11 protein-coding genes are annotated in these 12529 nt (G+C 58.2%); 8 read left to right on the top strand and 3 right to left on the bottom strand.

The features are described from left to right. Positions 1 to 79 precede the first annotated feature (79 nt). Positions 80 to 727 (top strand): TetR/AcrR family transcriptional regulator, encoded by a 648-nt coding sequence (locus tag ABLU86_RS12565; RefSeq protein WP_045386591.1) that lies wholly within the window; start codon positions 80 to 82, stop codon positions 725 to 727. Between the two features lie 176 nt (positions 728 to 903). Here ABLU86_RS12565 and ABLU86_RS12560 read toward each other — a convergent pair whose 3' ends face one another. Further along, a complete protein-coding gene (locus ABLU86_RS12560) occupies positions 904 to 1320 on the bottom strand; it encodes a GNAT family N-acetyltransferase (protein ID WP_045362954.1) in 417 nt (138 codons plus the stop codon). Positions 1321 to 1607: 287 nt separating this feature from the next. Here ABLU86_RS12560 and eefA point away from each other — a divergent pair, with 287 nt between their 5' ends. The 5 genes from eefA (at position 1608) to murP (ending at position 9784) form a co-directional block, all read left to right on the top strand. Then, complete coding sequence (gene eefA, locus ABLU86_RS12555; RefSeq protein ID WP_015703858.1) at positions 1608 to 2732, top strand: multidrug efflux RND transporter periplasmic adaptor subunit EefA; 1125 nt, start codon at positions 1608 to 1610, stop codon at positions 2730 to 2732. Next, positions 2732 to 5839 carry a multidrug efflux RND transporter permease subunit EefB gene (gene eefB, locus ABLU86_RS12550; protein WP_045411407.1) on the top strand — a complete coding sequence of 1036 codons (3108 nt, stop codon included), beginning with the start codon at positions 2732 to 2734 and terminating at the stop codon, positions 5837 to 5839. The genes eefA and eefB overlap by 1 nt, the downstream gene beginning before the upstream one ends. Before the next feature lie 3 nt (positions 5840 to 5842). After that, positions 5843 to 7207 (top strand): multidrug efflux RND transporter outer membrane subunit EefC, encoded by a 1365-nt coding sequence (gene eefC, locus ABLU86_RS12545; protein ID WP_032715335.1) that lies wholly within the window; start codon positions 5843 to 5845, stop codon positions 7205 to 7207. 216 nt (positions 7208 to 7423) lie between these two features. Next, positions 7424 to 8326, top strand: coding sequence for an N-acetylmuramic acid 6-phosphate etherase (murQ, locus tag ABLU86_RS12540; protein WP_015369100.1), 903 nt, complete (start codon positions 7424 to 7426; stop codon positions 8324 to 8326). A 24-nt stretch (positions 8327 to 8350) separates the two neighbouring features. Further along, on the top strand, positions 8351 to 9784 hold the full coding sequence (gene murP, locus ABLU86_RS12535) for a PTS N-acetylmuramic acid transporter subunit IIBC (protein WP_213193596.1): 1434 nt from the start codon (positions 8351 to 8353) through the stop codon (positions 9782 to 9784). Here the strand turns inward: murP and ABLU86_RS12530 are convergent. Continuing rightward, positions 9728 to 10057 (bottom strand): hypothetical protein, encoded by a 330-nt coding sequence (locus ABLU86_RS12530; protein ID WP_228302594.1) that lies wholly within the window; start codon positions 10055 to 10057, stop codon positions 9728 to 9730. The two genes, murP and ABLU86_RS12530, sit on opposite strands and share 57 nt — an antisense overlap. Before the next feature lie 160 nt (positions 10058 to 10217). Between ABLU86_RS12530 and nlpA the strand changes: the two genes are divergently transcribed. Beyond that, entirely contained in the window at positions 10218 to 11027 is an 810-nt protein-coding gene (gene nlpA, locus ABLU86_RS12525) for a lipoprotein NlpA (protein ID WP_015703853.1), read from the top strand. On the opposite strand, the gene ABLU86_RS12520 is transcribed toward nlpA, so the two are convergent. Further along, positions 11028 to 11570: an NUDIX hydrolase gene (locus ABLU86_RS12520; RefSeq protein WP_020077657.1), complete on the bottom strand. Its 543-nt coding sequence runs from the start codon at positions 11568 to 11570 to the stop codon at positions 11028 to 11030. A gap of 167 nt (positions 11571 to 11737) precedes the next feature. On the opposite strand from ABLU86_RS12520, the gene ABLU86_RS12515 reads away from it, so the two are divergent. Then, entirely contained in the window at positions 11738 to 12517 is a 780-nt protein-coding gene (locus tag ABLU86_RS12515) for an MBL fold metallo-hydrolase (protein ID WP_072383282.1), read from the top strand. Positions 12518 to 12529: the final 12 nt, after the last annotated feature.

Raw genomic sequence — 12529 nt, 5'->3', positions numbered from 1 at the left:
GCATCACTCGCTTGAAATTAATTAAATGCATAATTAATATTTAGTGAAATGATGAATCGGGTCAAGAGATCGCCAACATATGCCAGCACAAAAAGCTAATGAAGCGCCGCGCCGCCCCGGTCGGCCACGCGGTAAAAAACCGGGAACCGCTAACCGCGAGCAGTTGATAGATATCGCCCTGGCGCTGTTTGCTCGTCACGGCGCGGCCCGCGTGTCGCTCAATGCCATTGCCAAAGAGGCCGGGGTGACGCCGGCGATGCTGAATTACTATTTTACGTCGCGGGAAGCGCTGATTGAGAATTTGCTGGAAGAGCGCTTTATGCCGCTGCGCAACGATATCAGCCGCATTTTTGTCGACCATCCGCAGGATCCGGTGACGGCGTTGACGATGATGGTTGAGACGCTGGCGGACATGGCGGAGCAAAATGCCTGGTTCGCGCCGCTGTGGATGCAGGAGATCATCGGCGAGATGCCGCTACTGCGCCAGCACATGGATGCGCGCTTCGGCGAGGAGCGTTTTCAGGTGATGCTGGAGACGGTTCGCCGCTGGCAGCAGGAGGGGAAAATTAACCCGGCGCTGGCGCCGGAACTGCTGTTTACCACGGTGATTAGCCTGGTGCTGGTGCCGTTCTCGCGCATCCATAGCGACCCGCGTTTACAGGCGGTAACCCGGCAGACCATTGTTAGCCACGCGCTGGCGTTAATGGGCCACGGGGTCGGCGGTTAAGGCGTGATGTTGTGTTAATTCAGATGCTGATATTGCTTCTGTCTTATGGCTCTCCTGGCGCAGGGATTTTCCCGGAGGCGGCGCGTTGCGCCTTGTCCGGGCTACCAAAGAACTGTAGGCCGGATAAGGCGTAGCCGCCATCCGGCGCAAAAGTCGCGCCTTATCCACGGTTATCGTTATAGCGCTTTCGACAAGTAGTGGCGTTGCATACCCGCGTGCGGAAAATCGGGCAGCGACATCTGCAATTGATAGCCTAATTTCTGATAAAACGGCAGCGCCTGGAAGCTGAAGGTATCGACCAGGAGATGACTGCAGCCCAACGCCTGAGCCTGCCGTTCCGCTTCCTGCATAAGCTCGCGGCCCAGACCGTTGCCGCGCGTCGCTTCGCTCACCCACAGGTATTCGATACACAGCCAGTTGCCTTTGCGTTTGGCGATAAGCCCGCCGCGCATCACCGCTTGCTCATCGCGGGAGTAAATGCCCAGATCGCCAAACTGATCTGCGTCGAGATACTGCTGATTATACTGCCGTAGGCCGGCAAACAATTCTTGTTGATCGTCGGGATTAATGCTTTTTGTAATTATTAGAGCCATTAAGTTTCTCCAGTTGCACAGGCTATCGTTATATTTTCCTCTCCTGACTTTCACAAAATATTCTTATTTTCTCCATTATTTTTTGTCTTAATTTTGACCTTCAAAGTAAGCGAAATAACCTTTCCATGACTTTCGAAAGGGCGGGCTGAGAATCCCCACAATAATAATAGTGTTAAGGAACATCTGAGCTCCATTGCGATATTTCCATTGAGACGAAATGTCACCGCGCCCCTCTTTTCCTCGCGATTTAATTCACGGGGGGACGTCTTACATCTTGAGAAAATAAAATGAAACACATCATAGCCCCCATCGCGACAGCATTATTTCTCCTGAGCGGATGCGATAATGCGCAGACAACTGCGCCGCAACAACCCACACCGGAGGTGGGAATTGTTACGCTGCAAGCCCAGCCGGTGCCGGTGGTCAGCCAACTGACTGGCCGCACTACCGCCTCGCTCAGCGCCGAAGTGCGCCCGCAGGTCGGCGGTATCATTCAGAAGCGCCTGTTTACCGAAGGCGATATGGTGAAGGCCGGGCAGGCCCTTTACCAGATCGATCCCTCCAGTTATCGCGCCACCTGGAACGAAGCGGCGGCCGCGTTGAAGCAGGCGCAGGCGCTGGTGGTCTCTGATTGCCAGAAAGCCCAGCGCTACGCGTCGTTGGTCAGAGATAACGGCGTCTCTCGCCAGGATGCCGACGACGCTGCCTCCGCCTGCGCCCAGGACAAGGCCAGTGTGGAGTCGAAAAAAGCGGCGCTCGAGAGCGCGCGCATCAACCTGAACTGGACCACCGTCACCGCGCCGATTGCCGGGCGCATCGGCATCTCCTCGGTTACGCCGGGAGCGCTGGTCTCTGCCGACCAGGATACCGCGCTGGCGACGATCCGCGGCCTCGACACCATGTATGTCGATCTGACGCGATCCAGTGTCGATCTCCTGCGTTTACGCAGGCAGAGCCTGGCCAGCAACAGCGATACCCTCAGCGTGACGTTAACCCTTGAGGATGGCAGTACCTATCCCGAAAAAGGGCGTCTGGCGCTCACCGAAGTCGCCGTCGATGAATCCACAGGCTCGGTGACTCTGCGCGCCATCTTCCCCAACCCGCAGCACGTCCTGCTGCCGGGAATGTTTGTCCGCGCGCGTATCGATGAAGGTATCATGAACGACGCGATCCTCGCGCCGCAGCAGGGTATCACCCGCGATGCCAAAGGCGACGCCACGGCGCTGGTTGTCGATGCCGACAACAACGTTGAGCAGCGTACCGTGCAAACCGGCGATACCTACGGCGATAAATGGCTGGTGCTGAGCGGTCTGAAAGCGGGCGACAAGCTGATTGTCGAAGGCACCGGTAAAGTGTCCCCCGGACAAGCGGTGAAGGCCGTTGCCGTCAAAAATAACGGAGGCAATGCCTGATGTTCTCCCGTTTCTTCGTGCGTCGCCCGGTCTTTGCCTGGGTGATCGCTATCCTTATCATGCTTGCCGGGGCGCTGGCGATCCGCACGCTGCCGGTGGGACAATATCCGGACGTCGCCCCGCCAGCAGTAAAAATATCCGCGACCTATACTGGAGCTTCCGCAGAAACCCTGGAAAACAGCGTCACCCAGGTTATCGAGCAGCAACTCACCGGGCTGGATAACTTACTTTATTTCACCTCCACCAGCAGTTCGGATGGTACGGTAAGTATTACCGTCACCTTTGAGCAGGGGACCGATCCGGATACCGCTCAGGTACAGGTGCAAAACAAAGTGCAGCAGGCGGAATCGCGTCTGCCGAGTGAAGTACAGCAATCTGGCGTAACGGTAGAAAAATCGCAAAGCAGCTTCCTGTTAATCCTCGCGGTGTATGACAAAACCAACCGCGCCACCAGTTCTGATATCTCCGACTGGCTGGTCAGCAATATGCAGGACCCGCTGGCGCGCGTGGAGGGCGTCGGCAGCCTGCAGGTATTCGGCGCCGAATACGCGATGCGCATCTGGATGGATCCGACCAAACTCGCCTCTTATTCGTTGATGCCTTCCGATGTACAGTCGGCGATTGAGGCGCAGAACGTGCAGGTCTCCGCGGGTAAAATCGGCGCGCTACCGTCGTCCAATGCCCAGCAATTGACTGCTACCGTGCGCGCGCAGTCGCGGCTGCAAACGCCTGACCAGTTCAAAGCGATCATTGTAAAGAGCCAGTCCGACGGGTCGGTGGTGCGCCTGAGCGATGTTGCGCGGGTGGAGATGGGCAGCGAGGATTACACCGCTACCGCTAATCTGAACGGCCACCCCGCCGCCGGGATTGCGGTGATGATGGCGCCCGGCGCCAACGCGCTGGATACCGCGACGCTGGTGAAAAGCAAAATCGCTGAATTCCAGCGTCAGATGCCGCAGGGCTACGATATCGCCTACCCGAAAGACAGCACCGAGTTCATCAAAATCTCGGTCGAGGATGTTATCCAGACGCTGTTTGAAGCGATTATTCTCGTGGTCTGCGTAATGTATCTGTTCCTGCAGAACTTCCGCGCGACGCTCATTCCAGCGGTAGCGGTACCGGTCGTGTTACTTGGCACCTTTGGGGTGCTGGCGCTGTTCGGCTACTCCATTAATACCCTGACGCTGTTTGCCATGGTGCTGGCGATCGGCCTGCTGGTGGATGATGCCATTGTGGTGGTGGAAAACGTCGAACGGATTATGCGCGACGAAGGGCTGCCCGCCCGCGAAGCCACCGAAAAATCGATGGGCGAAATCTCCGGCGCGCTGGTGGCGATCGCCCTGGTGCTGTCGGCGGTATTCCTGCCAATGGCTTTTTTCGGCGGTTCGACCGGGGTAATCTATCGCCAGTTCTCGGTGACGATTATCTCGGCGATGATGCTGTCGGTGGTCGTAGCGTTAACCCTCACTCCGGCGCTGTGCGGCGCGCTGCTAAGCCACTCCAAACCTCATGACAAAGGTTTCTTCGGCACCTTTAATCGCCTGTGGGGGCGTACGGAAGATGGCTACCAGCGTCGCGTACTCGGCGGCTTACGCCGCGGCGCGGTGATGATGGGCGCTTACGCCTTGATTTGCGGGGCGATGGCGTTGGCGATGTGGAAACTGCCGGGCAGCTTTCTGCCGGTGGAGGATCAGGGCGAAATCATGGTCCAGTACACCTTGCCTGCCGGGGCGACGGCGGTGCGTACCGCCGAGGTGCGCCGTCAGGTGACCGACTGGTTCCTCACCAAAGAGAAAGCCAATACCGAGGTTATCTTCACCGTCGACGGCTTCAGTTTCAGCGGCAGCGGTCAGAACGCCGGAATGGCCTTCGTCTCATTGAAAAACTGGTCGCAGCGCAAAGGCGACGAAAATACCGCGCAAGCCATTGCGCTGCGCGCCAACAAAGAGCTGGGCGCGATCCGCGACGCCACCCTGTTCGCCATGACGCCGCCATCGGTGGACGGCCTTGGGCAAAGTAACGGCTTCACTTTCGAGCTGATGGCCAGCGGGGGTACCGATCGCGATAGCCTGATGAAGCTGCGCAGCCAACTGCTGGCCGCAGCCAATCAGAGCGGCGAACTGCAGTCGGTTCGCGCCAACGATCTGCCACAAATGCCACAGCTGCAGGTGGATATCGATAACAATAAAGCCGTCTCGCTGGGGCTGTCGCTCAGCGACGTGACCGATACGCTCTCCAGCGCCTGGGGCGGCACGTACGTCAACGACTTTATCGATCGCGGCCGGGTGAAAAAGGTCTATATCCAGGGCGAGAGCGACGCGCGCGCCGTGCCGTCCGATCTTGGTAAATGGTTTGTCCGCGGCAGCGATAACAGCATGACGCCGTTCACCGCGTTCGCCACCACCCATTGGGAATACGGCCCGGAAAGCCTGGTACGCTACAACGGCTCGGCCGCCTTTGAGATCCAGGGGGAAAACGCCGCGGGCTTCAGCTCAGGTGCGGCAATGGACAAAATGGAAAAACTGGCCAATAGCCTGCCGGCGGGTTCCACCTGGGCATGGAGCGGTATTTCGCTACAGGAAAAACTGGCCAGCGGCCAGGCGATGAGCCTGTACGCCATTTCGATTCTGGTGGTGTTCCTGTGCCTGGCGGCGCTGTATGAAAGCTGGTCGGTGCCGTTCTCGGTGATCATGGTCATCCCGTTAGGCCTGCTTGGCGCGGCGCTGGCGGCTACGCTGCGCGGCTTAAGTAACGACGTCTATTTCCAGGTGGCGCTGTTGACGACCATTGGCCTGTCGTCGAAGAACGCCATTCTTATCGTTGAATTCGCTGAATCCGCGGTGGATGAGGGCTATTCGCTCTCGCGGGCGGCGATCCGCGCCGCGCAGACCCGTCTGCGCCCGATTGTCATGACCTCGCTGGCATTTATCGCCGGAGTACTGCCGCTGGCCATTGCTACCGGCGCCGGGGCCAACAGCCGCGTGGCGATTGGTACCGGGATTATCGGCGGCACCCTGACGGCGACGCTGCTGGCGGTGTTCTTCGTCCCGCTGTTCTTTGTGCTGGTGAAGCGTCTCTTTACCCGCCCACGTCCTTCTCAGGAGTAAGTTATGTTTCGTTTGAGTTTAATGTTTATCGCGCTCCTGACCGCGGGCTGCGTCTCTCTTGACCCGCACTACGAGCGCCCGGCCGCGCCGGTGCCGGCGACCCTTCCCGGCGCGCACGGCGAATCAACGGCGGTGGTCGGCGACTGGCAAAAAGTGGTCAATGATGCGCGGTTAAAAAAAGTGGTCAGCATCGCGCTTAATAGCAACCGCGATGTGCAAAAGGCATTGGCCGATATTGAAGCCGCTCGCGCCCAGTATGGCGAAACGCGCGCATCGTTGTTTCCCACCGTCGATGCCGAGCTGAGCCATACCCGCAGCAAAACGATCGCCAGCGGCCTAAGTTCTACCTCGCAGGCTGACGGCGCGGTCTCGAGCTTCGAACTGGACTTGTTCGGCAAGAACCAGAGCCTGTCGCGCGCAGCGCGAGAAAGCTGGCTTGCCAGCGAATTCACCGCGCAAAATACCCGACTGACGATGATTGCCGATTTGACCACCGCCTGGGTGACGCTGGCGACGGATAATAGCAATCTGGCGCTGGCGCAGCAGACGATGGATAGCGCGGAGAACTCGCGTAAAATCGTCGCTCGCCAGATGGCGGTGGGCACCGCCTCCGCCGGTGATTTAAGTTCGGCGGAAAGCGTCTATCAGCAGGCGCGAGCCAGCGTCGCCAGCTATCGTACGCTGGTGGCGCAGGATAAAAACGCCATTAACCTACTGGCGGGGGAAACCGTACCGGAGAGCCTGCTGCCCGGTACGCTGGAGAGCCTGGGGGATAACAGCATCGCGCTGGTGCCGGCGGGGGTATCATCATCGGTACTGTTGCGCCGGCCGGATATTCAGGAGGCGGAACATAATCTCAAGAGCGCTAATGCCGATATCGGTGCGGCGCGAGCGAACTTTTTCCCGTCCATTTCGCTGACCGCCAGCGCTGGGGTCGGCAGCGATTCGCTATCGTCGCTGTTTAGCCATGGCATGCAGGTGTGGTCGTTCGCCCCGTCCATCAGCCTGCCGCTGTTCACCGGCGGCAGTAATCTGGCGCAGCTACGCTATGCGCAGGCTGAGAAAAAGGGGCTGATTGCCACCTACGAGAAATCCATTCAGAGCGCCTTTAAGGACGTTGCCGATGCGCTGGCGCGCCGGGAAACGCTGAGTGAACAGCTCGATGCCCAGCAGCAGTATGTTGCCGCCGAGCAGAAGTCGCTGGATATCGCGATGAAGAGTTATCAGGCCGGGGTCGGCGACTATCTGTCGGTGCTGACCGCCCAGCGGACGCTGTGGTCGGCGAAGGCGACGCTGCTGTCGCTGCAGCAGACCGACCTCAATAACCGCATTACGCTCTGGCAATCGCTGGGCGGCGGCGCCAGTTAATGTTCCTCTTCGGACGCGTTATAGCACCTTAATCACTCCTGGCACATGCGTTAACTCCAGATTGCGGTAATAAAATATTCCACCTTTATTACCGCAATATCTCTGGCTATACCTACAATTCTCCTATTATCCCAAGCGTATTAATCGTGATACTCTTCACATGAATGGAATAAAAAATTCCTTATACTGCGCGCAACTGAGAATAACGAGGTTTTTATGAGTATCGACCTGAGCAAACTGCTGACCGAGCGACGCAACGCCAACAGCGCCAACATTGACACCCTCTCCACTGTCGACATGCTGACGGTGATAAACCAGGAAGATCAGCAAGTGGCGCAGGCGATAACGCCTTACTTGCCGCAGATAGCGGAAGTCGTGGATAAAGTGGCGGCGGCGCTGCGGGCCGGGGGACGGCTGATTTACATCGGCGCCGGTACGTCGGGGCGTTTGGGTATTCTGGACGCCAGCGAATGCCCGCCGACCTTTGGCACCCGTCCGGAGCAGGTGGTGGGGATTATCGCCGGCGGACATAAAGCGATTCTGAGCGCCGTGGAAAACGTGGAAGACAATAAAGCGCAAGGGGCGATGGACCTGCAGAACCTTAACTTCAGCAACCGTGATGTGCTGGTGGGGCTGGCGGCCAGCGGACGTACGCCGTACGTCATTGGTGCGATGGAATACGCCCATAGCCAGAATGCGTTTGTCGCTATCGTCAGCTGTAACCCGCACGGTGAAATGGCGCAGCTGGCGGACGTGGCGATTACCCCGGTGGTCGGCCCGGAAGTGGTTACCGGATCGACCCGCCTGAAAGCCGGCACCGCGCAGAAGCTGGTGCTAAACATGATCTCCACCGGGGCGATGATCCGCATCGGCAAGGTCTACAGCAACCTGATGGTGGATGTCGAAGCGACCAACGCCAAGCTGATTGAGCGCCAGGTGTCTATCGTGATGGAAGCGACAGACTGCGATCGCGCCACCGCGCAGAATGCGCTGGATGCCTGTGGCCGCCACTGTAAGACGGCGATTGTGATGGTGTTGGCTGACTTAAGCGCTGCAGAAGCGCAGTCGCTGCTGGCGAAAAACAACGGTTATATCCGCAAGGCGCTAAGCAACACCTGAGCGCCGACAGACAGGTAACAGGCAATGGCAAAAATAACTAAAGAGATGATAGCGCGGATCCTGGCTCACGTCGGCGGGGCCGCAAACGTGGCGCAGGCGGGTAACTGTATGACGCGCCTGCGCTTGACCCTGCGCGATGAAAGCCTGGCCGATAGCGCCGCCATTCGCCAGATTGACGGCGTGATGGGGGTTATCGTCAGCGATGAACAGTTCCAGGTGGTATTAGGGCCCGGCAAGGCGCAGACCGCCGCGGAAATGATGAACGGCCTGATGGAAGCGGCGCCGCAGGCAGCCGCCTCGCTGGCGGATGTGGCAGCGGAGAAAAAGCAGGCGTTAAAGAGTAAGCAGACCAGCGGTGTACAGAAGTTTCTCGCGAAGTTCGCCACTATTTTTACGCCGCTGATCCCCGGCTTTATCGCCGTCGGGCTGTTGTTAGGCTTCGCCACGCTGGCGGAACAAATCTTCGTGCTGGAGAACGCGCATCCTAACGCCAGTCTGGTGGCGCTGATTGGCTACATGAAGGTATTCAGCAAAGGGATGTTTACCTTCCTGAGTATCCTGATTGGCTATAACGCTCAGAAAGCCTTCGGCGGTTCGGGCGTGAACGGCGCGATTATCGCCTCGCTGTTCGTGCTGGGCTACAACCCGGAAGCGACCAGCGGATTCTACGCCGGAATTTCGACCTTCTTCGGCCATGGTATCGACCCGCGCGGCAATATTATCGGCGTGCTAATCGCCTCGATTCTTGGCGCGTGGGTGGAGCGTCAGGTGCGGCGGATAATGCCCGCTAACCTCGATATGATCCTTACCTCGGCGGTGACGCTGCTGATTATGGGCGCGGTGACCTTTACGGTGATTATGCCGATTGGCGGCTGGCTGTTTACCGGTATGTCGTGGCTGTTCCTGCATCTTAACGGCAATCCGTTTGGCTCGGCGGTGCTGGCCGGGCTGTTCCTGCTGGCGGTGATGTTCGGCGTGCATCAGGGGTTTGTGCCGGTCTATTTTGCGCTGGTGGATGCGCAGGGCTTTAACTCGCTGTTTCCTATCCTGGCGATGGCCGGGGCCGGGCAGGTGGGCGCGGCGCTGGCGCTGTTCTGGCGCGCGAAGCGCGATTCGCTGCTGCGAACCCAAATCAAAGGGGCGATTATTCCGGGCTTCCTCGGTATTGGCGAACCGCTGATTTACGGCGTGACCTTGCCGCGCATGAAACCGTTTATCACCGCCTGTATCGGCGGCGCCTGCGGCGGTTTCTTCGTGGGCCTGATTGCCTGGCTGGGGCTGCCGGTTGGCCTGAACACGGTGTTCGGCCCGTCCGGGCTGGTGGCGCTGCCGCTGATGACCTCCGGTAGCGGAATTTATGCCGGGATGGCGGTGTACGCCGGCGGTCTGGTGGTTTCGTATCTATGCGGTTTTGTCCTCACCTGGCTGTTCGCCAGCAAAAACGTTGACCTGAGTTAAGCGTATTTCCCCGGCTACGGTTGCCCCGGTAAGCGTAAGCGCTACCGGGGAAGAGTCCCGGATATCGGCTAACGCCTCATCCGGGCTACGGTTGGGTATCCGGTTGGTAGCCCCGGTAAGCGTAAGCGCTACCGGGGAAGGGTCCCGGATGTCGGCTAACGCCTCATCCGGGCTACGGTTGGGCATTCGGCCGGTAGCCCCGGTAAGCGTAAGCGCTACCGGGGAAGGGTCCCGGATGTCGGCTAACGCCTCATCCGGGCTACGGTTAGGCATTTGGTCGGTAGCCCCGGTAAGCGTAAGCGCTACCGGGGAAGGCGCTTAGACGATTTTCATCTTATTGATACCTTTTCGTGTTTAAAAATCGAGCACAAAATCGTTATAGTTTTGCTCGAAAAATAATAATGATTTTCCATGGACTGATGGGGTACTGATGATGAAATTGCGTTTACGCACGGCGGCGGCAGTGATGCTGGCTGGCCTGCTGTTAGCGGGCTGTGACCAGAAGAATGACAATGCCAAACACATAAAAGTCGGCGTGATTAACGGCGCGGAACAGGATGTGGCGGAAGTGGCGAAGAAGGTGGCGAAAGAAAAGTATGGCCTCGACGTCGAGCTGGTAGGCTTTAGCGGCTCGCTGTTGCCGAACGATGCTACCAACGCCGGGGAGCTGGATGCCAACGTCTTCCAGCATCGTCCCTATCTGGAACAAGACAACAAAGCGCACGGCTACCACCTGGTGGCCATCGGCAATACTTTCGTCTTTCCCATGGCCGGCTATTCGCGCAAGATTAAATCCGTTGCCGATATTAAAGATGGCGCGACCATCGCCATTCCCAATGACCCGACCAACCTCGGCCGCGCGCTATTGTTATTGCAAAAAGAGCAGTTGATTACCCTCAAAGCGGGTACCGGCCTGCTGCCGACGGCGGTGGATATCACCAGTAACCCGCGTAACCTGAAAATTATGGAGCTGGAGGGCGCGCAGCTGCCGCGGGTGCTGGACGATCCGAAGGTCGATGTCGCCATTATCAGTACCACCTACCTGCAGCAAACCGGGTTATCTCCGGTACGCGACGGCATCTTTATTGAAGACAAAAACTCGCCGTACGTGAACATCATTGTGGCGCGTGAAGACAATAAAGACGCCGAAAACGTGAAAGAGTTTATGCAGTCGTACCAGTCGCCGGAAGTGGCGAAGGCGGCAGAAACCATCTTCAACGGCGGCGCGGTACCGGGCTGGTAATCATCTACGCTGCGCCATCAGGTGCAGCAGCGGCACCAGAGACAGCCCGTCCGGCATTTCGCCGCGGGCGATCAGCTGGTTTATCTCCTCGAAGGTAAACCAGCCGGTTTCCATCACTTCATCCTGATCTGCGTCCATGCCAACCCAGCTTAAATCGGTGGCGAGCCAGGTGATAAACAGCTGGTCGCTGCTGCCGTATGACGGGTTGTAGCGGATGATTTCCTCAGCGTGTTGCGCTTGCCAGCCGGTCTCTTCGCGTAGTTCGCGCAGCGCGGCGACGGCGGGTTCTTCGCCTTCATCGACGCCGCCTGACGGGATAGCCCACACCACCTTATCGATCAGATAGCGGTAATGGCGAATTAGCAGCACTTTGTCATCCTGGAGCGCCACAATCCCGACCGCCGGGCGCGGATAGTGAATGGAATAAAAATCGCGCCGCTCGCCTGGGGCGACATCAATACCTACCTTGCGCATGCTGAACCACGGCGTCTCGGCGATGACCTGTGGATTGTGCATATCGGCGGCGGTTAGTTTCTTCTTCATCCTGCCATTCCTGTATAAAGTTTAATCTTCAGAACAACATAGCCGGCTGCGATTGGCAACCGTCGCAGGTTGGCCCGATTCCATCGATCATTGCCCAAATGCCCATATTGCGCCAGGCTGGTACTCAGTACGATGTTCGTCAGATTACCCCACAGAGGAACGCTAACATGAACATCACCCATATCCGAAATGCTACACAGGTTATTGAATACGCAGGTAAAAAATTCCTGATTGACCCGATGCTGGCGGACAAAGGCGCCTGGCCGGGATTTCCAGGAACCGCGCGCAGCGAGCTGCGCAATCCGCTGGTGGCGTTGCCGTTTTCTCGTGAAAAAATTATCGACGTCGATGCGGTTATCGTCACCCATACCCATGACGATCATTGGGACGAGGCGGCGATCGCGGCGATCCCGAAAACCCTGCCGGTTTTCGTCCAGCATGAGGCCGACGCCGCGCTGCTGCGCAGCCAGGGATTTCAGGATATCCGCCTGCTGTCGGCAAACAGTGAATTTGCCGGCGTAAATCTGCAGAAAACCACTTCCGGGCAACATGGCAGCGACCGTACCTATGCGGTACCGGCGATGGCTGAACGTCTGGGCGAGGCTTGCGGCGTGGTGTTCCGTCATCCGCAGGAAAAGACGCTGTGGCTGGTTGGCGATACCATCTGGCGCGATGAGATTGAAGCCGACATGCTGAAGCTGCGCCCGGATGTGGTGGTGCTGAACGCCGGCTACGCTCACGTTATCGGCTTTGGCCCAATCATCATGGGCAAAGAGGACCTGCTGAAGGCGCATTTCGCCCTGCCGGAAGCGAAAATCATGGCCATCCACCTGGAGGCGGTCAACCATTGTCTGGTGAGCCGCGAAGAGATGCGCCAGTACGTCGCGGATAATCAGATTGCCGGGGTAGTGAGTATTCCGCAGGATGGGGAAACCGTTGTTTATTAACCTGCTCAAGGG

Origin of the sequence: Klebsiella sp. JN_Kp121, from assembly GCF_040062145.1 — a bacterium.
Classification (GTDB): Bacteria; Pseudomonadota; Gammaproteobacteria; order Enterobacterales; family Enterobacteriaceae; genus Klebsiella; species Klebsiella aerogenes.
Note: the sequence above shows the minus strand (reverse complement) of the source record. Positions and strands in the feature narration are given on the sequence as shown.

What these genes read in the sequence shown, in the direction of transcription:
- ABLU86_RS12565 (WP_045386591.1), top strand. Translation starts at nt 80, where the DNA reads ATGCCAGCACAAAAAGCTAATGAAGCGCCGCGCCGCCCCGGTCGGCCA.
- ABLU86_RS12560 (WP_045362954.1), bottom strand. Translation starts at nt 1,320, where the DNA reads ATGGCTCTAATAATTACAAAAAGCATTAATCCCGACGATCAACAAGAA.
- eefA (WP_015703858.1), top strand. Translation starts at nt 1,608, where the DNA reads ATGAAACACATCATAGCCCCCATCGCGACAGCATTATTTCTCCTGAGC.
- eefB (WP_045411407.1), top strand. Translation starts at nt 2,732, where the DNA reads ATGTTCTCCCGTTTCTTCGTGCGTCGCCCGGTCTTTGCCTGGGTGATC.
- eefC (WP_032715335.1), top strand. Translation starts at nt 5,843, where the DNA reads ATGTTTCGTTTGAGTTTAATGTTTATCGCGCTCCTGACCGCGGGCTGC.
- murQ (WP_015369100.1), top strand. Translation starts at nt 7,424, where the DNA reads ATGAGTATCGACCTGAGCAAACTGCTGACCGAGCGACGCAACGCCAAC.
- murP (WP_213193596.1), top strand. Translation starts at nt 8,351, where the DNA reads ATGGCAAAAATAACTAAAGAGATGATAGCGCGGATCCTGGCTCACGTC.
- ABLU86_RS12530 (WP_228302594.1), bottom strand. Translation starts at nt 10,057, where the DNA reads ATGCCTAACCGTAGCCCGGATGAGGCGTTAGCCGACATCCGGGACCCT.
- nlpA (WP_015703853.1), top strand. Translation starts at nt 10,218, where the DNA reads ATGAAATTGCGTTTACGCACGGCGGCGGCAGTGATGCTGGCTGGCCTG.
- ABLU86_RS12520 (WP_020077657.1), bottom strand. Translation starts at nt 11,570, where the DNA reads ATGAAGAAGAAACTAACCGCCGCCGATATGCACAATCCACAGGTCATC.
- ABLU86_RS12515 (WP_072383282.1), top strand. Translation starts at nt 11,738, where the DNA reads ATGAACATCACCCATATCCGAAATGCTACACAGGTTATTGAATACGCA.